The organism is Clostridia bacterium, assembly GCA_017438525.1.
Taxonomy (GTDB): domain Bacteria; phylum Bacillota; class Clostridia; order Oscillospirales; family RGIG8002; genus RGIG8002.
Map to the genome: position 1 here is coordinate 1 of JAFRVI010000048.1, position 19,900 is coordinate 19,900.

The following is a 19,900-nucleotide window of genomic DNA, read 5'->3' on the forward strand; positions in this document are numbered from 1 at the left end:
CCTCGACAACATGGAGCTGGAGCGCGAGCGCGGCATCACGATTAAGGCGCGCGCCGTCAAGCTCAACTACCACGCGGACGACGGACAGGAGTATATCTTCAACCTCATAGACACCCCCGGCCACGTCGACTTCAACTACGAGGTCAGCCGTTCCCTCGCCGCCTGCGAGGGCGCGCTGCTCGTCGTGGACGCGGCGCAGGGCATCGAGGCGCAGACGCTGGCGAACACCTACCTCGCCGTCGACGCCGACCTCGAGCTCGTGCCGGTCATAAACAAGATCGACCTGCCCGCCGCCGACCCCGACCGCGTTAAAGAAGAGATCGAGGAGGTCATCGGCATCCCCGCCGACGAAGCGCCCCTCGTTTCCGCGAAGACGGGGCAGAACGTCCGCGACGTGCTCGAAGCCGTCGTGAAAAACATACCCGCCCCGAAGGGCGACGACGACGCGCCGCTCCGCGCGCTGATATTCGACAGCTACTACGACAGCTACAAGGGCGTTATCGTCTATATCCGCGTGATGGACGGCGTGCTGAAAAAGGGCGCGCGCATAAAGATGATGGCGACCGGCGCGGAGTTCGACGTCGTGGAAGTCGGCAATATGCGCGCGACCTCGCTCGAGCCGCTCAGCGAGCTGCGCAGCGGCGACGTCGGCTACTTCACCGCGAGCATAAAGACGGTAAAGGACACCACCGTCGGCGACACCGTGACGACCGCGGAAAAGGGCGCCTCCGAGCCGCTGAAGGGCTACCGCGAAGCGCTGCCGATGGTCTTCTGCGGCATCTACCCCGTCGACGGAGCGCGCTACGGCGACCTGCGCGACGCGCTCGACAAGCTCAAGCTCAACGACGCGGCGCTCACCTTCGAGCCGGAGAACTCCGTCGCGCTCGGCTTCGGCTTCCGCTGCGGCTTCCTCGGCCTGCTCCATATGGAGATAATCGCGGAACGCCTCGAGCGCGAGTTCAACCTCGACCTGATAATGACGATACCGAGCGTCGTCTATAAGCTGCACATGACCGACGGCAGCGTCCGCAGCATAGACAACCCGACCTACTACCCCAACCCCTCGGAGATAGACTACTGCGAGGAGCCGGTAATCAAGGCGACGATCCTCTGCCCGAACGAATACATCGGCGCGGTCATGGATCTCTGCCAGGAGCGCCGCGGAGTCTATAAGGATATGCAGCACGTCGCCGGCAGCCGCGTGGAGATACACTACGACCTGCCGCTCAACGAGGTCATCTACGACTTCTTCGACGCGCTGAAATCCCGCACGCGCGGCTACGCCTCCCTCGACTACGAGCTGAAGGGCTATCAGCGCGCGAACCTCGTCAAGCTCGACGTGCTGCTCAATGGCGAGATGGTGGACGCGCTCAGCTTCATCATCCACTCCGACCGCGCCTACGGACGCGCCAGAAAGATAACCGAAAAGCTGAAGGAAAACATCCCGCGCCAGCTCTTCGAGGTGCCTATCCAGGCGGCGATAGGCGGCAAGATAATCGCCCGCGAGACCGTCAAGGCGCTGCGCAAGGACGTACTCGCCAAGTGCTACGGCGGCGACATCACTCGCAAGAAGAAGCTGCTTGAAAAGCAGAAGGAAGGCAAAAAGAAGATGCGCCAGCTCGGCACCGTCGAGATCCCGCAGGAAGCGTTTATGTCGGTTCTCAAGCTGGACGAATAGTGAAAATGGTTATAAGTAAATCCGCACCCTCGGGTGCGGATTAGGGATGTAGCTCCCTAAAAGAAGAATCGCCATAGTTAGGTATGAGTATTGATATGATTTCGTTTTCTTTTCTCCCGAAAGAAAGGGCAAACGTTTTTTTGCCAAAGCTGTTCGACATACTTCACGTCAATATGAATCATATTGCGCCGACGGGTATGACTTATGAGGAAGACTTAAACGAATGGATCGGCGCAGTAGCACCAGCGCTCGAAAAAGATCCGAGGCAGATAATACTGATTTCAGACGGCGATAAAACAGTCGGGTTCTTCCAGTATTACGTAAACGACTCGACTTTTATGATGGAAGAGATACAGTTCTTGCCGGAATATCAAGGCAAGGGCGTATTTCAAAAACTGTACGCGCATCTTGCAGAGATCATCCCACAGAATATTCCGCTTGTTGAAGCGTACGCTCACAAAAGCAATCTGAAATCACAGGGCATACTGAAGCATCTCGGGCTTGAGAGCATCGGAGAAAGCAAGAACGGAAACAACTATCACTTCTGCGGGGATTGTCAGAAGATGTTGAACATTTTCAAAGAAATCAAGATGACGGAATACAAATGGACCAAAGGAGACGTTCCGCGCGGGATCGAAGTGAGGCAAGTTTACGGGATCGTCTTTTCAGATGATGGCAGAATCCTTCTGCGCATCGAAGACGGCAAGTATAAACTAACCGGAGGAAAACCGGAAGGCGACGAAACTTATGAGCAAACGTTGATTCGCGAGTATCTCGAAGAAGTGAACGTCGAGCTTAAAAACTGCCGTTATCTCGGTTATCTTTTGGTAAACGATGATAACGGCGAGCAGTATGCACAGGTAAGAATGATTGCAAAGATAAAAAGGATCGGAGAGAATAGACCGGACATTGACAACGGCAAGACTTACGGCAGACTACTTGTAACGCCCGAGAAAGCAAAAATATTATTGAACTACAAAGACGAAGCGGGTAATACTATGCTTGATGACGCTGTGAAAACGGCCGGTGAAGTATATGGAAAACAGAAAAGTGTTCCTGAATAAATACCCTCTTTGTGTATTGAGTATTCATAAAAAACGGCTGTATCGTTTAATTGATACCGCCGTTTTTCTTTTCACACTCGCTTGAAGGTCGCAGGTTAATACTGTAATCTATACGGTATCCCTAAGGCGCACCCGTCGGGTGCGGATTTTTGCTGCTCGTCACAATGTAACGCGTGTGTAACACGGGTTTGTTTCAATGTAACAAAACGCAACGCATGTGTAACGCGTTTGTAGCGTAGAGATAGAGATAGAGATAGAGTTATAGATAGAGATAAAAGAGAAGAGATAGAGTAAGAGTAAGAGAGAAGAGAAAGAGAAATAATTAACGGCGGGTGAGAAAACTCACCCGCCTCGCTCGTTTTTGCCCCGTTATACAAAATCATTTTCGCCGCTAATCGTCGATGCGCCAGTCGTAGGTCTGGTTTCTCGCGACGTGCAGCTCTCTGCCGTTTATCGTGACCACGGAGTCGGATTTCCAGACGACCTCCGCTTCCGACTCGTTATGGCTCCAGTAGATATTCTTCGTATCCTTGTTATCCTTGTCCTTCGAGTCGTTGTCGACAAGCTCGCCCCTGATGCAGAATTCGCCCGTGTCCTCGTCCTGCACAAGATAAATATTGACGGTGTAATGCCCGTTGATCGAGTCGGCGGATTTCACGAACACGCCGTCCGGAATGCCTATGACTTTGCCGAACAGTCTGCCCATCGTCGCGCACGCAGACAGCAGAAGCGTCGCCGCTATAAACAGCGGCAGAACGGTGAATACGACTTTTTTCACGGATTTGCTCATGGTTGTTGTTCCTCCTGCTATGATCTGTGTTATCGGTTTTTTACTGTTTGTATTCGGGATGACACCTCATCCGTCTTGCCGCCTTCGGCGGCAATCCACCTTCCCCTCAAGGGGAAGGCTTTTTATTTCAAGAATCCGTTGATTATTCTTTAATACACTTCTTTGGAACCGATAAAGTTTGTCAAATCATCAAGGCTGTTTATCTCATTCCACATAATTCAGTACCTCTTTCGTTTTTTGCCGTCATAGAAATCGTGCGGCAGGATATCTTCATCCGTCTCCCCGTATTCATCGCGGAAAAGACGCAGCTTTTCGGAATATTCCCTATTTATCACGGCCTTGAATCCGTCTATATCCAGCATGTCAAAATCGCATTGCGAATTCAGTACCGTCAGTTTTGTTTCGCTGCCAAACGAAGATACCCATTTGGACACGTCGAAAATATAGCCCAAATTGCGTTCAAAATTGCTGAAGCACAATTCAAAAACAACCTTTATCGTTTCTTGCACCGAAGCGATATCGACAACGGCTTTTTTGTCTATCACAAAGCGATCGTCATCGACGACTCTGCGTTTGAAAAGGCATCCGGACGGTCTAGAATATTTGCTGACGCTGTACTTATTCTCAAAAGCACGTCTGATAGTATCCGGTGTTAACGCGCATTTTACCTCAAGCGTAAAGAAATAACTCTCCATTCCCATAATATCACCCTACTGTCCGTCTTGCTAATCTTCGTATCGACCGTCGTAAGTCTCGTTTTTTGATACGTCCAGTCGTATACCGTTTATCGTAACAACCGTGTCGGAATCCCAAACTACAGTTGCTTCAGATTCGTGGTAACGATAATATATGTTTTTCTTATCTTTGCTCTCGGTAGAATTATCAATGAGCACGCCGACAATGGAAAAATCTACCGTTGCTCCGCCGACACCGTGATAAATCTCAAGAGTATAACGTCCATCGGGAGAATCATACGACCTTAAATAATCCCCCGTTTTTATAGAATCAAGACTTCCGAACACTATATCGCACGACGACAGCAGGAACGCCGCCACGAGCAGCGGCAGAACGGTGAATACGACTTTTTTCGCGGATTTGCTCATGGTTGTTTTTCCTCCTGTTATGATCTGCGTTATCGGTTTTTTACTGTTGTATTCGGGATGACACCTCATCCGTCTTGCCGCCTTCGGCGGCAATCCACCTTCCCCTCAAGGGGAAGGCATTTTATTTCAAAAATCCGTTGATTATCTGTTCCTCGGCTTCCTTTTCCGTCAGACCGAGGGACATAAGCTTCGTGAGCTGCTCGCCGGCGATCTTGCCGATCGCCGCTTCGTGAACGAGCGCGGCGTCGACGTTTTTCGCGTCGAGCGACGGGACCGCGAGCACGCGGGCGTTATCCATGATTATCGCGTCGCACTCGGTGTGTCCGCTGCAGGGGGCTTCGCCCGTGATGCGCGCGTTGAAGGTCTGGGAGGAATCGTCGCGCGCGACGGAGCGCGAAACGACGTCCGCAGAGGAGTTCTCGCCCTTCAGCTCCACGACGTAGTCGCTGACCGCGTGCTGTTTCCCGTGCGTCATCAGGCGTTCCTTTACGACGAGGCGGGCGTTCTTCTTCAGCTCCGCGTAGTTCTTCCGCTCGGTGGAGTCGACTCCCTTTATCTGCTCCATCACCATCTCCATGGAGCTGCCTTCCTCCATATAGACCTCGGTGACGGGGTTGAGGATGCGCTTGCCGGAGCCGTCGCCGGAGCCGTAATGCTTCTCGACGTACTTCGCCTTCGCGCCCCTGCCGACGAAGAAGCGGTGGACGCCGTCGTGCTGCGAATCGCCCGCGCCGCAGTTGTCTATGCCGCAGCCGGCAACGATAAGCACGTCGCTGTCTTCGCCGATATAAAAGTCGTTATATACAGTTTCTTTGTAGCCCGTGTTGCTGAGCACCACGGGGATATGCACGCTCTCGCGCTTCGTGCCGGGCTTGATGTGTATGTCGATGCCGGTGCCGTCCGGCTTGGAGACGATCTCGATATTCGCGGTGCTGTTCCTGCCCGCGAGCTCGCCGTTGGCGCGGAAGTTATACGCGCCCTCCGGCATGGTGTGCAGGTCGGCTATTTCGCCGATAAGGCGTTTTTGTATCTCGTCAAGCTTTACCATTCCGATCCCCTCCCTACTGCAGCTTCTCGCAGGCGGATTCCGGCGCGGACGCGCCGGTCAGCTCCGTCAGAAGCTCCGTTCCGCCGCGGCGGGAGAGCTTCCCGTCCGCGATGACGATTATCTCGTCCGCGATCTGCAGGATGCGCTCCTGATGCGAGATTATGACGATGGAGCTGTCTTTTATCTCGGCGCGCATCTTCTCGAAGATGCGTATAAGGTTCTGGAAGCTCCAGAGGTCGATGCCCGCCTCCGGCTCGTCGAAGACGCTCAGGCGCGTGTTGCGCGCGAGCAGAGTCGCGATCTCGATGCGCTTCAGCTCGCCGCCGGAGAGGGACGCGTTTATCTCCCTGTCGACGTAGTCGCGCGCGCAGAGGCCGACTTCGGAGAGGTATTCGCACGCCTCGGATATGCTCAACTCCCTGCCGGACGCCATGCGAAGCAGGTCCTTGACCTGTATGCCCTTGAAGCGCACCGGCTGCTGAAACGCGAAGCTGATACCGAGCTTCGCGCGCTCGGTGACGTTCAGGTCGGTTATGTCAGTGCCGTCGAAGAAGATGCGGCCGGAGGTCGGCTTTTCGACGCCCATGATTATCTTCGCGAGGGTGGATTTACCGCCGCCGTTCGGGCCGGTGATGACGACGAAGCGGCGGCTCTCCACCGTCAGCGAAACGTCGTCAAGTATCCTTTTCACGGCTCCGTTTTCGGAGACCTCATAGGTTATATTTTTCAGTTCGAGCATTGTAACACCTCGTTTTTACGTCCTTCAGAATTCTATCCCCAGCGCGAGCTTCACCGCGTCCGCGGCGGAGTCCGCGAGCTGAACGCCGCTTGCTTCGAGCTCCCTGTCGCCCTGATGGCCGCCGCGCACGAGCACACAGGCGCAGCCGACCGCCTTCGCTACCGCCGCGTCGTGGAGCGTGTCGCCGATGACGACGGCGCGTTCTGGCGAAAGCCCCTCGGCCGCGAAGTATTCGCGCGCGCGGTCGGTCTTGTCGCCGCAGTGGATGTTATCCGCGCCGAGCACGGCGGCGAAGCAGCCGTCGACGCCGTATTCGCGCAGCATCCGGCGGAGCTTGTTCTGCTCGAAGGCGGAGAGCACTATCTGCCGCACGCCCGCGTCCGCGGCCGCCTTCAGCGCGAGGCGGGTGCCTTCGCGCACCTCGCCGCCGTCAAGCAGCGCGTCGTAGTTGACGTTGAACTCGCGCAGAAGCTGCGTGACGTCGGTCTTCTCAAGGTCGAAAAGGCGCTCGTAAAAGCGCGTTATCGGCGTATCGATGTAGTCGTAGTAGTCCGCCTCGGTTATCGGCGGCATACCGCGGTCGGCGAGGATGCGGTTGACCGAGCCGAGCGATACGCCCATATCGTCGATGAGCGTGCCGTTCCAGTCCCATATGACACAGTCGTATTTCATTTCCCCGCCTCCCTTCGCGGTGTGGTGAGTGCAGTTTTATATTTTCAGCTCCGCGGAAAGTATGCACGCGGTGCAGGCGCGTCCGGCGGAGTCGCAGGGCGAAAGTCCCGCTTTTTCGCGGTCGACGCCGTAGAGAAAGCGGCTTTCCGCGCCGTCGATCTTTATATATCCGTCGTCGCGGAGGGTGATTATCGCGCTCAACGGATCCTCGTATATCAGCGTGTGCCCGACGAGGCAGTATTTCTCGCGCAGCTCCGGCGGGAAGAGGTCGTGCGGCTTGCTTATCCAGTGGTAGGACGCGGAGTTGAGGTCGAGGAAGGCGATGCCGTTCTCGACGACCAGTCCGTCCATATGGTGGTGTCCGTTTATCGCCATGAATATACGCCTTTTGTCGCGATTGAGCTCACCGAGCAGGGCGAAGACCTCGTCGTGCTCCGCCGCGGACATACGGTTGTTCGGGCGCTCAAGGCTGAAGTGACTCAACAGCACGCAGGGGTAAGGCGAGCCCGTTACGGCTTCGACAAACCACTCGCGCTGGCGCTCCTCGAAGGTGGCGAGCGCCGTGCCGGCGGGCATCCTGACGCTGTTGCCGAGGGTGTAGTGCACCGCTTCGCCGTCCACGCGCGCGTAGTTCAGGTCGAGCACGATGAAGCGGAAACCGCCGCGATCGAAGAAGTAGTAGCCGCGCTCGAGCCCGTACGCCTCCAGCGCCTGCTCGAAGGTGCTGTCCTCGAACTCGTGGTTGCCGAGGACGTGGTACGCCGGCATCGGCGCCGACTCGAAGCGCTCTATTATGTCGGCGCGTTCGTGCGGCGCGTGGCAGAGGTCGCCGAGCTGGACGATAAACTCCGCGCCGGAGGCCTCCGCGCGCGCGATTATCGCGTCCAGGCGCTTCTCCGCGTCGGTGTAAAATATGCCGGGGTGATAATGCAGGTCGGCAAACGTGCAGAACTTTATTTCGTTCATTTTTTCGCCTCCCCTTCTCCCGCGCATTCAAGGCGGTAATATATTATAACAAAAAACGGAGCGCAGTTCAATACCCGCGCTCCGTTTTTATTATTTGTTTTCGTCCGTTTAATTATCGTATGAGTAGGTGATCGACGACCTGCAGCCGAGACCGACGTTGAGCTTCGCGCCGGGCGAAATCACCATCGCCGCGCCGCTGAAGGTGAAGGCGTGAACGGCGTACTGCCCCGCCTCGATGCGGACGCCGTCAATGCTGCCGAAGCTGCCGGTCGCGATGGTGCCGGCCTCGTTGCTGCTTATTGTCAGCTCATTGATCTCGAGGTTATAGACCGCCTTGTCGCGCCCGTTGATGATGAAGCACTCGGCGTAAAGACTGCCGTCCTGCTTCCAGCAGACGTAGCGCAGTCTCATGGTGACCTTGCCGGGATCGGCGGCGGTGTTGCTGCTCTTGAAGTAGTTGTTCGGGTCATACGCGGACGCTTCGGAGGAAGCGGGCTGCTCCGGCGAGGACTCCGGCGGAGCTTCCGCCGGCTCGGAGGAGGACGATGACGATGACGACTCGGAGGACGGGCCGAAAAGCGTCGAGCCGCCGTTTCCGCTTCCCGAGGAGGAACTTCCCTCTTCGGAACCCCTGTTCCAGCCGAAGATGTCGGTCTGATCCCCGCCATGCGCGGGCCGGTTTTCGTTTCCGCAGGCGGCGAGCGCGAATACGAGCAGCGCCGCGAGGATTATTGCCGTGAGCTTCTTCATGTTATCGCCTCCTGTTATTCGTACGCCGCGTAACGCGATCCGCCGCAGCGTCATTCATTATATGTGAAGATTATAGCAGATAGCCGCGCGGAATGCAAGGAGTTTTTGCCGGAGGCGAATATCCGCGGCAATCGGTCATTAGTCCGCTATTAAAAAACGGGGAACAACCGAGCCGGCCGAAATGCTGTGCACAAGACGCCGCTTCAGGATCGTCAATTAACCTTCGTGCGTTTCTTCAGCCACAGCACAGTATCACGAATACTGTTTTTCAGAGGACGGGGAGCATATCCGAAAGCCGCGGCCGCGGCTTTTCTGCTGAAGCGGCTGTTGGAATCGAGCACGGCGACGGAATAAGGAGTAAAGTAAAGCGTCTGCTTTTTCCTCAAACTCCGCTTTTCATAGACAGGCGCCACCAGCTTCGCGAAACAAATCGGCAGGAATGAAACCATCCGCTTTAGCCCGAGGTTTTTCTTCGCCGCGTCAAGTATGTCGCGTATGGACGCATACTGCCCGGAGAGGATATAGCCGCGTCCGGCTTGTCCGTGCTCCGCGCAGGAGACGATACCTGCCGCGACATCGCGCACATCCACAAAATCATAACCGCCCCTCACGGCAAAAGGAAGCTTTCCGGCAAGGAAAGACATCAGCATATTTGTAATACTGCCCTTCCCGACGTCCCCGGGACCTATGATACCGGAAGGGAAAACCACACTGGCATTCAGGCCGCGGCCGGCTGCTTCAAGAACAAGAGAGGTGGCGATGGCTTTGCTTTTAGCGTAATCGCCTCTCACCATATCGGGTGAAAAGACCGCGTCCTCCGTGATCTCCGTTCCCTTCGGCTTTTCGGGAATCGCATGGACGGAACTGACATATACCAACTTGCCTACGCCGTTTTTTTCGCAATGGCGCAGTATATTGTTTGTGCCGCCGACATTCACCCGATAGATCCGATCTCCCGGATCAGAGGCCACCGAAACGATACCCGCGCAATGAATGACGCAGGTATCGCCGCCTGCGCCGGCAAAAAAACGCTCCAGCGAAGCATCGTCGCACACGTCGCCGCAAACGACAGCGGCTTCCTGCGGCAAATCGGCGGCCAGCGGATCGTTTTTTAATACCAGAACCCTGATCTCCGCCTCCTTCTTTATAAGCTCGGCGAGAACCGCGCGGCCGAGAAAGCCGCTTGCTCCCGTAACTAAATATTTCTCGAACATAATGCTCCCCTCCCTTTTTAATAAACATGTGTTGATTATCTTTCACTCTTATAGTATAATATATATGCGCAGAGAAAGCAACCAACAGTGTTTTTCAATAAGAAAGAAAAGCAACAGAAGGTCATACTGTGTTGCTAAGAATTAAAACTATTTGTGTGCGGGGTGGTTTGATGAAAAGGAGCGACGCAAGAGTGCGCTATACGCAGCGCGTATTGAAAGAATCGTTTTTATCTCTGCTGATGGAGAAACCCGTCAATAAGATCACCGTCAAAGAGGTCTGCGAATCGGCTGAGTTGAACAGAGCGACCTTCTATGCGCACTACAGCGATTGCTTTGCGCTGATGGAAAGCATCGAGCAGGAGCTTCTCGAAGCATTCAGGCAGTCTCTGCGCCTGATCAACGGCTTTGACGTTAGCGCGCTGATCGCGGCGATCTACTCGATAGCGGAACAGCATGAAGAATCCTGCCGCGTTCTGATCTTCAACGGCGCAAGCCCTTCCGTTCTCGGCAAGATGATCGACCTTGCCAGAGAATCGAGCATTGCAGCTTGGAGGCAGCAGCTTCACCATGCGTCCGACGCCGAGCTCGAAATGCTCTATACACATCTGTCAAGCGGTCTTATGAACGTTGTGCTTGACGGGTATGACAAATACAGCCGGGACGAAGTGATCTCCTTTGTCAACCGCATCGTCAAAAGCAGTCTGTCCCTGTTCCGCTGATCCTCACTTTGCTGTGATTATCGCTCGAAGCCGCAAATCCGAGAGTATTACAAAATGATATATCCGTTCCTTAATACGCCGCAGGCGTATATCATCCGCGCAAGCGGATATCATATGCGGAGCATATATCATCCGTTCCGAAAGGAACGGATATCATTGCAAAAGAGCGATGCTTTCGCATCGCTCTTTTGCATGGCACCCCCTGCGAGAATCGAACTCACAACTAGCCCTTAGGAGGGGCTTGTTATATCCATTTAACTAAGGAGGCGTATTCGGTTTTCGCGCGGCTTTTATTATTTCAATTCGTCTTCGGTGTAAAATCCGGAATCTATGAGTATCTCTGTATAACTGTCTTTGTCCACGACTTCGGGCTCGCAGACGAACGCCGGGACGGTTAAAACGCCGTTATCATATCTTTCACTGTCGTTTATCATCACGGTTCCGCCATTGACAAGCGACTTCATCATCTCCACGGCTCTTGAAGCGAGCGTTTCCGTATCGCAGAAGAGGGACATCGACTGCTTGCCGCTCAAAATGTATTTAACGTTTTCTTTTTCGCATCCCGAGCCGGTTATGATCGGCCACGCGCCTCTATAATTGTATTCGAGCGATTTCACGACGCCGCTTGCGCAGGAATCGCTTGAACACAATACCGCGTGAAGCGTCGTGCCGTCCGAATAATTTGCGAAAATGACAGCGTCCATTCTCGACATCGCCGCTTCACCGGCCCACGCCGCCGTCGCGACTTCTTTGAAATCGACCTTACCGGAACGGACGTTAAGCTTGCCCTCGTCTATATAGGGAGTAAGCACATCCATCGCGCCCGAAAACATCATACTCGCTTTTCCGTCGCTCGGATCTCCGGCGACAAACTCGATATTATACGGACCGGCGGTCGCGTCAAGGTCCAGACTATCTCTGATATATTCCGCCTGCTTATGACCTGTCATATACGAATCAAACGCGACGTAATAGGATACCGCGTCCGAATTCATCAGCATTCTGTCATAAGATATGACGGGAACGTTTTTTCCTTTGGCTGCGTCAAGGACGGTCCCGAGCGCCTCGCCCTCTACCGGCGCGATTATCAGATAGTTGCATCCGGAATTAAGCATATTCTCTATCTGCTCCACCTGCGTCGCGACATCGTTTGACGCGTAATCGAGAACTGCCGCGTATCCAAGCTCCGACAGCCCCTCTTTCATCAGGTCTCCCGCGCGGTTCCACACATCGTCGTCTTCGGTGGGCAGGGAAATGCCGATATTTACGATTCTGGTTCCTCCGACGGCAGGCTCCTCGGGCGGCGCGTTTTCAGCGCATCCCGCAAATACGCCGGCGATCATGGCGAGTGCAAGCAATATAACGACGGCTTTTTTCATAATGCAACTCCCTCTTCGGCTGTTCAGTGATATATTATCTTACGCCGATTTCAAGTGTTTTTGCGTCTGAATAAAATATGCCCGCCGGCGCGCCTGAAACGAATCGAACGTCCGCCCCTTCGCTTATGAGGAGCTTGTTATATCCGTTTAGCATAAGAGGCGTATTCGGTTTCGTTTTGCAAATGCTATTATATATCCTCGGGCGGCGATTGTCAATATTTCTTTCCGAATTATTCCGCGACAAAAGTCTTCTGCGGCTATTGCTTTACGGCGTCCGATATGTTATTATAATACCTGTAAAATCAAGTTTAAACGGACGCGATGAAATGATAAACAAATACACCTACGAGCTCCACTCGCACACCTCCGAAGTCAGCGGCTGCGCGGAAGTCCCGGCCGCCGAAAGCTACCGTATGCACGAAAGCGCCGGCTTCGACGGCATCGTGATAACCGACCATTTCTACACCGACGCGCTCAACGACCGATACAGCCGCGTATGGGAGGAGCGCGCCTACGGCTATATGACCGGCTACCGCAAAATGAAGGAGCTCGCGCGCGACGGCTTCACCGTTATGCTCGGGCTGGAGTTCCGCTTCCACGATTCGCCGAACGACTACCTCATCTTCGGCATAACGCCGGAGCTGCTGACCGCCTCGCCGGACATCGACCTTTACGACAAGCGGCAGCTGCGCGACTGGGCGGACGAGCACGGGCTGCTGATTGTTCAGGCGCACCCCTTCCGCGGGAGCTGCACGCCGGCGGAGCCGTGGTTCCTCGACGGCGTGGAGGTCTATAACGGGCATCCGTGGCATAATTCGCGCAACGATATGGCGCTCGCTTTCGCCGAGGAACACGGACTGATACAGACCTCCGGCAGCGACTTCCATCACCCCGGAATGCTCGCCAGAGGCGGCATCGCGACCGACTTCCCCATCCGCTCCGAACGCGAGCTGGTCGACGTGCTGAAAAGCGGAAGCTACCAGCTGATGAAGACCGAAAGCGGCTTCTGCTATTGAAAAGGATATGCCCCTGCGGAGAGACGGATGTCTCTCCGTTTTTTCACCGCAAACGACTGAGTTGAATGAACAATCCACGCAAAAAACACGGCGGCGCGGTAATATCCTCGGCGCCTCATTTTTTCGGTAAAAAAGCCATTGCAAACTGCCGCGCGCTGTTGTATAATATAAGCGTCGGATGAATAAATATAGATTCCCCGGGACAATTACGAGGTCATTATATGGAGTTCTTAAAGAAATACCAACTTAGCATAATGCTGATACTGTGCGGTATATGCTTTGCGCTTGCGGTATTGACTCTGCTGACAAAAGCTCTGTCACGGAAGCGCAAGTCAATTCTGCTCTTTATGGAAACGTCCGCGCTGATGCTGCTCGTGTTCGACCGCTTTTCGTATATTTATAAAGGCGACGTCAGCGAACTCGGCTCCGTAATGGTAAGGGTCGGCAACTTTATGGTCTTTTTCATATCGCTGCTGATACCGCTCCTTGTGACGCTCTACCTGATCGACCTTTACCTGAACGAAGGCAAGCTGCGCGCGGTTCCGAAACAGCTGAAGGTCTGCATCTGTCTGTTCGCGCTCGGCGTCGGGCTGCTGATCGTTTCTCAGTTCATCGGCCTGTATTACACCTTCGATACACAGAACAACTACCAACGCGCGGCGTGGTTCCCGCTTTGCTACGTCTTCCCGTTTCTCATCGTTCTGCTGCAGGAATGGACGATAATTCAAAACCGCAATCGGCTGAAAAAGCGACTCACCGTTTCGATGCTCGTCTGCATCGCCCTGCCTACCATATCCTCGGTGCTGCAGATCTTCTTTTACGGAATATCGCTGGCGAATCTGACGATGGTCGTCGTAGTCGCCGTCTTCTACACCTACACACTGATCGATATGGGTGAATCCGTTGAGCGCGCAAGGACACGCGAACTCGAATTCTACAAAGAAGCGCGCGAAAGGGAATCCGCCATGTTCGGGCAGATTACCGAGGCGTTGGCAAACGCGATCGACGCAAAGGACGGGTATACGCGCGGACATTCCGCGCGCGTCGCCGTCTATTCACGCGAGATAGCAAAAAAAGTCGGGATGCCGGCGCGGGATTGCGAAGATGTGTATTTCGCCGCCCTTCTGCATGACGTCGGCAAGATCGGCGTGCCGATCAATATCATTAACAAGGTCGGAAGACTCACCGACGAGGAATTCGAGCAGATCAAACAGCACCCTGCTATGGGAGACCAGATACTCACCAGCATTAAGCAGGCGCCGTTCCTGCGCCTCGGCGCGCGCCACCACCACGAGCGCTACGACGGCACAGGGTATCCGGACGGGCTCGCCGGCGAGGATATTCCGGAGATCGCGCGGATAATCGCCGTCGCCGACGCGTACGACGCGATGACCTCGATGAGAAGCTACCGCGAACCGCTGCGGATCGAAGCGGTGAAGGAAGAGCTCGTCAAGGGTAAGGGAACGCAGTTTGACCCGCGCTTCGCCGACGTCATGCTTCAGCTCATCGACGAGGACGGAGACATTTTCAAACCAAAAAACACGTGATCAGCACGGCATATAACAAAGCACGCATTGAACAAATCGTTCAATGCGTGCCGTTTTTTTCTCGCTTTATTCCTCTATCGCCTCGACGTAAAAGCTGACGGGGCGGAAGCCGTCGTTGCAGGAGATCATCGCGGACTTCGGATCCTTCATCCAGCCGTCGTAGAAGTTGCCGCCGCCCGCGGCGAGCTCCTCGACGAAGGGGCGCAGCGAATACCACGCGCTCTCGCAGAAGCCCTCCGGGCGCCTGCCTCCCTTGCTGACGAATACTTTTCCTATCTCCATATCGCAGGCGTGCTCTATGGGGTTTTCATACTTCCCCGCAAGGTCCTTGTAGAAGGTCCTGCGCATCACGGTTATGCGGCAATCGAACATGGCGCTCTCTCCTGTCGGGATTATTCGGCTGCTTCGGCTTATCCGCAGCAGTTTTTGTACTTCTTGCCGCTGCCGCAGGGGCAGGGATCGTTCGGGCCGATCTTCTTTTTCTTGACGACCGGCTGCTTTTTGACGGAGCCGTCGCCGCCGTGGGAGGAGTGGATCGGGTTGGCGATCTGCTCGCGCACCATCTTCTCCTGCCTCACTATCTTCGCGGCGAGGACGCGCTTGATCGTATCCTCCTTGATGGCCTCGATCATCTCGTCGAACATATCGAAGCCCTCCTGCTTATACGCGTTGACGGGATCCTGCTGGCCGTAGGAGCGCAGGTAGATGCCGCGCTTGAGGTCTTCCATCGCGTCGATGTGGTCCATCCAGCGCGAGTCGACCGAGCGGAGCAGCGCGATGCGCTCGAGCTCGGGGAACATCTCGCCGAAGATTTCACGCTGCGACTCCATCTTTTCGTCCGCGCGGCGCATAAGCTCGTTTATTACGTCCCTGCGGTCGAGCTCCTGAAGCTCCTCGCGGGTGTAGTTGAATGTGTTCTCGTCCGTCAGAACGCCGAGGTAGTGGTCGCGCAGGCCCATAAGGTTCCACTCGTCCGGTATGTTCCCGCCGAGGTACATATCGCAGACGGCGTTGATGGTATCCTCCTTCATCTTCTCGATGAAGGGGTGGATATCCTCGCCGGCGAGCACTTTGCCGCGCTGATCGTAGATTATCTCGCGCTGGCGGTTCATGACGTCGTCGTACTGCAGGACGCTCTTGCGGATCGAGAAGTTGCGGCTCTCGACGCGCTTCTGCGAGCTCTCGATGACGTTGGAGAGCATCTTGGATTCGATGGGCATATTCTCGTCCACGCGGAGCATTTCGAGCGTCGCCTTTATGCGGTCGCCGCCGAAAAGACGGACGAGTTCGTCCTCCGCGGAGAGGAAGAAACGGCTCGCGCCGGGGTCGCCCTGTCTGCCGCTTCGGCCGCGAAGCTGGTTATCTATACGGCGGCTTTCGTGCCGCTCCGTGCCGACTATGAAGAGGCCGCCCGCCTTGACGACCTGCTCCGCTTCTTTCGCGGTCTCGGCGCGGTATTCGTCGTAGTATTCGCGGAACTTCGCGCGCGCGCCGAGGATGTCGGGGTCCTCCGTTTCGGCGTAGCCGGTGGCTTCTACGATGAGCTCCTCCGGCACCTGCTCCTTGCGCATACGTGCCTTGGCGAGGTATTCGGCGTTGCCGCCGAGCATTATGTCGGTTCCGCGGCCCGCCATGTTCGTGGCGATGGTGACGGCGCCGAGCTTGCCCGCCTGCGCGACGATCTCCGCTTCCTTCTCGTGATGCTTCGCGTTCAGCACCTGATGCTGTATCCCCTGCCTTTTGAGCATCTTGGAAAGCAGCTCGGATTTCTCGATCGTGACCGTGCCGACGAGGACGGGCTGGCCCTTTTCGTGACACTCGGATATCTGCTCGATGACGGCGTTATACTTCGCCGCCTCGGTCTTGTAGACGACGTCCGGCTTGTCGTCGCGGATCATCGGCTTATTCGTGGGGATCTCGACGACGTCGAGGTCGTAGATCTCGCGGAACTCGGCGGCTTCGGTCATCGCGGTACCGGTCATGCCGGCGAGCTTATCGTAAAGGCGGAAGTAGTTCTGGAAGGTGATGGTCGCGAGCGTTTTGCTCTCCTTGGCGACGGTCACGCCCTCCTTCGCCTCGATCGCCTGATGGAGGCCTTCGTTGTAGCGGCGGCCGTACATAAGGCGGCCGGTGAATTCGTCGACGATGATGACCTCGCCGTCCTTGACGACGTAGTCGACGTCGCGCTTCATTATGCCGCGCGCGCGGATCGCCTGGTTGATATGATGCGAAAGCGTCATATTCTCCGGGTCGTTGAGGTTGTCTATGTTGAAGGCGCGCTCGACCTTCTCGACTCCGCGGGGAGTCAGCGTCGCGGTACGCGCTTTTTCGTCTATGATGTAGTCGGCGTCGATATCGTCGTGGTTCTCCTTGTCGCTGAGTTCGACGAAGCGCTCGGCGTGAAGCGTCTGCGCGACGCGGTCGGCGAGTTGATAGAGCTCCGTCGATTTGTCGCCGGGGCCGGAAATGATGAGCGGCGTTCTCGCCTCGTCGACGAGAATGGAGTCGACCTCGTCGACTATCGCGTAGCTGTGGCCGCGCTGTACCATACGCTCCTTATACGTCACCATATTATCGCGCAGGTAGTCGAAGCCCATTTCGTTATTCGTGCCGTAGGTTATGTCCGCCTCGTACATCGGGCGGCGTTCGGCGGGATCGACGTCGTGAATGACGAGGCCGACGGAAAGCCCGAGGTAGCGGTAGACCTTGCCCATCCATTCGCTGTCGCGCTTGGCGAGGTAGTCGTTGACGGTGACTATATGCACGCCGTTGCCGGTCAGCGCGTTCAGATACGCGGGGAGCGTGGCGACGAGCGTTTTGCCTTCGCCGGTCTTCATCTCCGCGATCTTGCCCTTGTGGAGCACGACGCCGCCGATCATCTGCACGGGGTAGTGGCGCATATTCAGCACGCGCCAGGACGCCTCCGCGACGGTGGCGAACGCTTCCGGCAGGATGCTGTCGAGCTCCTCGCCGTTGGCTATGCGCTGCTTGAACTGCGCGGTCATACCCTTCAGCTCCGCTTCGCTCATGGCGCTGAAGCGGTCCGCAAGCGCGAGCGCCCTGTCGGTGAAGGCCTGCGCCCGCTTGATCTCCTTGCGGTTATATCTGTTTGACATCATGTTGTCGAGAAATCCCATATTTTCGTCTCCTTTATGAGAGAAGTATGCCGCGCAGGACGACTGCTTTGAGTTTCAGCTCCGCGTCGACGAGGATGAGGTCCGCGCGCTTGCCGGTGGCGATGCTGCCGATGCGCCCCTCCGCGCCGATGACGCGGGCGGGAGTGAGCGAGGCCGCGCGGACGGCGTCCGCGAGCGGCACGCCGAACTCCACGGCGCTGCGGACGTTATCCAGCAGAAAGCCGCCTCCTCCGGCGAGCTGCCCGTCGGCGAGGCGCACCGCCTTTCCCCCGTCGCGCCTGTGCTTTATGCCGCGGAAGACGTATTCCCCCCGCGGCAGTCCGGCTCCGGCGACGGAGTCGCTGATAAGCGCGACGCGTTCCGCGCCGAGCTCTTTGAAGGCGAGGCGGACGGCGGCCGGATGGACGTGTTCGCCGTCGCAGATAAGCTCGCAGGTGACGCCTTCGCTGTCCAGCGCCGCGCCGGCGAGCCCGGGTTCGCGGTGCCCCATCGGGAGCATCGCGTTGAAAAGATGCGTGACGTGAGACGCTCCGCGCGCGAAGGCGCGTTTCGCCGTTTCGTAATCCGCCGCGGAGTGCCCGAGCGACGCGACGGCGGTACCGGTTATTTCTTCAATTAGCGCGTCCGCGCCTGCGCATTCGGGCGCGACGGTGACGAGCTTGACGCGCCCCTTCGCCGCTTCGCGAAGGCGGGCGTAGAGCGCGGTATCCGGCTTCGAGAGGTATTCGACCGGGTGCGCGCCGCGCTTCGCTTCCGAAAGGAAGGGGCCCTCGAGGTTTATCCCCTCGGGCGAGGCGCAGCCGGCGGGGACGCCGGCTTCGATAAGCTCCGCGATCTCGCCGGTAACGGAAACGAGTTTTTCGATATCCATTCCGCGGCAGGTCGGGAGAAACGCTGTCGTGCCGCCCGCGGCGAGCGAGCGCGCTACCTTCAGCGCGGCGCCGTCGCCGTCGTAGCACTCGTGCTCCCCGACGCCGTGGGTGTGGATATCCACAAGCCCTGGCAGGACGAACAGGCCGGAGGCGTCGATGCATTCGCCGGAGCCCGCGCCCGCGGAGATGCTTTCGCCCTCGACCGCTACGTCTTCACGCGCGAGTGTGAAATCCCCGCGCAGTACCGTTCCGTTTCTGATGAGCATGAATTTTACCTTTCGCCTCGATCAACGGTATGAGGAAATCCCGCCGATATTGCCGATCCGCCATTCTTCGCCCCATGTAAGCGCGGCATAGGTGCCGTCGCCGAAGGGGATTATATCTCTATACTGGAATGCGCAGACAATGTCGCCGGCGCCGTTGTACATACCGTAAAGCCCTTCATGATTGAGGACGATCATTCCGTTCGCGTCAGCGTCGTACGGCATTCCCTGACCGAGATCGGTGCAGGCGGCGCCTACGTAGGCGTCGTCATAATAGAAACCGATTATCACGGTCCCTTGCATATCGACGTAGCCCCATTTGCCGTCCTTCTTCACTGCCGCAAAGCCGTTGGCGAAGGGCAGACCTTCGTCGTAGATCGGCTCGACGATAAGCTTGCCGTCGTGACCGACAAGGCCTACCTTGCGGGTCTCGAGGTCGAATATTATCTCCGCTTTGCCCTCCGCGGGAAGATCCTCCTCAGGAACGGGGTAAGCGTCGACTTCATAGTAGACCGCCTGCTGATTCGCGGCGTCCCAGACGAATGTCGCGGGTCCGCCGTGAGCGCAGAGGTTGCCGTCGGTATAAGTCTTGTCTTCGGGATTATAGGTGCATTCGCTGCCGTCCGGCTTCGTCAGCACGAAGAAGAGCTGCATCGCGCAGTATTTGACCTTCGAATACTCCGCCTCGACGACCGTTTCGCCCGCGGAATTGATGAGGCCGAGCTTGCCGGTCGCGGCGTCCTTGAAGGAAACGAGCCCGCCGCCGACGTACGCCAGGTCGGTCATATTAGCCGCGACCGGCTCGAAGACCGGCGCGACGTCCTGCGACTCGGGCGTAACGCTTTCCTCGCCCTTGCCGCAGCTGCAGCAAAGCGCGAGCGTAAACGCCGCGAGCACGAGACAAAGGATCTTTGTCAGATGCTTTTTCATTTGTATTTCCTCC

At 56.5% G+C, this 19,900-nt stretch carries 19 protein-coding genes and 1 tRNA gene; 5 read left to right on the plus strand and 15 right to left on the minus strand.

Features of this window, described 5'->3' with window-relative positions; translation table 11 throughout:
- Both lepA and IJL83_04525 read left to right on the plus strand, forming a co-directional pair.
- On the plus strand, positions 1–1,678 hold a 1,678-nt coding region (gene lepA / locus IJL83_04520), incomplete at its 5' end, for a translation elongation factor 4 (protein ID MBQ6552861.1).
- An 83-nt stretch (positions 1,679–1,761) separates the two neighbouring features.
- The gene (locus IJL83_04525; GenBank protein MBQ6552862.1) at positions 1,762–2,742 is read left to right on the plus strand and encodes a GNAT family N-acetyltransferase; all 981 of its coding nucleotides are present in this window, start codon (positions 1,762–1,764) and stop codon (positions 2,740–2,742) included.
- A 391-nt stretch (positions 2,743–3,133) separates the two neighbouring features.
- Here the strand turns inward: IJL83_04525 and IJL83_04530 are convergent, their stop codons facing one another.
- From IJL83_04530 to IJL83_04570, 9 genes are all read right to left on the minus strand, one after another.
- Complete coding sequence (locus tag IJL83_04530; GenBank protein MBQ6552863.1) at positions 3,134–3,532, minus strand: hypothetical protein; 399 nt, start codon at positions 3,530–3,532, stop codon at positions 3,134–3,136.
- Positions 3,533–3,750: 218 nt separating this feature from the next.
- Positions 3,751–4,233 carry a hypothetical protein gene (locus IJL83_04535; GenBank protein MBQ6552864.1) on the minus strand — a complete coding sequence of 161 codons (483 nt, stop codon included), beginning with the start codon at positions 4,231–4,233 and terminating at the stop codon, positions 3,751–3,753.
- A 24-nt stretch (positions 4,234–4,257) separates the two neighbouring features.
- On the minus strand, positions 4,258–4,635 hold the full coding sequence (locus IJL83_04540; protein MBQ6552865.1) for a hypothetical protein: 378 nt from the start codon (positions 4,633–4,635) through the stop codon (positions 4,258–4,260).
- A gap of 121 nt (positions 4,636–4,756) precedes the next feature.
- On the minus strand, positions 4,757–5,683 hold the full coding sequence (locus IJL83_04545; protein MBQ6552866.1) for a SufD family Fe-S cluster assembly protein: 927 nt from the start codon (positions 5,681–5,683) through the stop codon (positions 4,757–4,759).
- 13 nt (positions 5,684–5,696) lie between these two features.
- The gene (locus IJL83_04550; GenBank protein ID MBQ6552867.1) at positions 5,697–6,422 is read right to left on the minus strand and encodes an ATP-binding cassette domain-containing protein; all 726 of its coding nucleotides are present in this window, start codon (positions 6,420–6,422) and stop codon (positions 5,697–5,699) included.
- Positions 6,423–6,446: 24 nt separating this feature from the next.
- A complete protein-coding gene (locus IJL83_04555; protein MBQ6552868.1) occupies positions 6,447–7,094 on the minus strand; it encodes an HAD family hydrolase in 648 nt (215 codons plus the stop codon).
- Positions 7,095–7,130: 36 nt separating this feature from the next.
- Positions 7,131–8,060 (minus strand): metallophosphoesterase, encoded by a 930-nt coding sequence (locus IJL83_04560; protein ID MBQ6552869.1) that lies wholly within the window; start codon positions 8,058–8,060, stop codon positions 7,131–7,133.
- A gap of 108 nt (positions 8,061–8,168) precedes the next feature.
- On the minus strand, positions 8,169–8,810 hold the full coding sequence (locus IJL83_04565) for a hypothetical protein (protein MBQ6552870.1): 642 nt from the start codon (positions 8,808–8,810) through the stop codon (positions 8,169–8,171).
- 212 nt (positions 8,811–9,022) lie between these two features.
- Positions 9,023–10,024, minus strand: a complete 1,002-nt coding sequence (locus IJL83_04570) for an SDR family NAD(P)-dependent oxidoreductase (protein MBQ6552871.1) — start codon at positions 10,022–10,024, stop codon at positions 9,023–9,025.
- Between the two features lie 170 nt (positions 10,025–10,194).
- On the opposite strand from IJL83_04570, the gene IJL83_04575 reads away from it, so the two are divergent.
- On the plus strand, positions 10,195–10,743 hold the full coding sequence (locus tag IJL83_04575; protein MBQ6552872.1) for a TetR/AcrR family transcriptional regulator: 549 nt from the start codon (positions 10,195–10,197) through the stop codon (positions 10,741–10,743).
- 193 nt (positions 10,744–10,936) lie between these two features.
- Here IJL83_04575 and IJL83_04580 read toward each other — a convergent pair.
- Positions 10,937–11,011: transfer RNA gene (locus IJL83_04580), tRNA-Arg, on the minus strand.
- A 25-nt stretch (positions 11,012–11,036) separates the two neighbouring features.
- Positions 11,037–12,125 (minus strand): substrate-binding domain-containing protein, encoded by a 1,089-nt coding sequence (locus IJL83_04585; GenBank protein MBQ6552873.1) that lies wholly within the window; start codon positions 12,123–12,125, stop codon positions 11,037–11,039.
- A gap of 323 nt (positions 12,126–12,448) precedes the next feature.
- On the opposite strand from IJL83_04585, the gene IJL83_04590 reads away from it, so the two are divergent.
- Together IJL83_04590 and IJL83_04595 are read left to right on the plus strand one after the other, a co-directional pair.
- Complete coding sequence (locus IJL83_04590; protein MBQ6552874.1) at positions 12,449–13,138, plus strand: PHP domain-containing protein; 690 nt, start codon at positions 12,449–12,451, stop codon at positions 13,136–13,138.
- Positions 13,139–13,902: 764 nt separating this feature from the next.
- Positions 13,903–14,685 carry an HD-GYP domain-containing protein gene (locus tag IJL83_04595; GenBank protein MBQ6552875.1) on the plus strand — a complete coding sequence of 261 codons (783 nt, stop codon included), beginning with the start codon at positions 13,903–13,905 and terminating at the stop codon, positions 14,683–14,685.
- A gap of 66 nt (positions 14,686–14,751) precedes the next feature.
- Here IJL83_04595 and IJL83_04600 read toward each other — a convergent pair whose 3' ends face one another.
- The 4 genes from IJL83_04600 to IJL83_04615 are packed head-to-tail and all read right to left on the minus strand — an operon-like array spanning position 14,752 to position 19,887.
- Positions 14,752–15,057 (minus strand): TIGR04076 family protein, encoded by a 306-nt coding sequence (locus tag IJL83_04600; GenBank protein ID MBQ6552876.1) that lies wholly within the window; start codon positions 15,055–15,057, stop codon positions 14,752–14,754.
- Positions 15,058–15,095: 38 nt separating this feature from the next.
- Complete coding sequence (secA, locus tag IJL83_04605; protein MBQ6552877.1) at positions 15,096–17,822, minus strand: preprotein translocase subunit SecA; 2,727 nt, start codon at positions 17,820–17,822, stop codon at positions 15,096–15,098.
- A gap of 13 nt (positions 17,823–17,835) precedes the next feature.
- Positions 17,836–18,960 carry an N-acetylglucosamine-6-phosphate deacetylase gene (gene nagA / locus IJL83_04610; GenBank protein MBQ6552878.1) on the minus strand — a complete coding sequence of 375 codons (1,125 nt, stop codon included), beginning with the start codon at positions 18,958–18,960 and terminating at the stop codon, positions 17,836–17,838.
- A gap of 21 nt (positions 18,961–18,981) precedes the next feature.
- Positions 18,982–19,887, minus strand: a complete 906-nt coding sequence (locus IJL83_04615; GenBank protein MBQ6552879.1) for a WG repeat-containing protein — start codon at positions 19,885–19,887, stop codon at positions 18,982–18,984.
- Between the last annotated feature and the right edge of the window lie 13 nt (positions 19,888–19,900).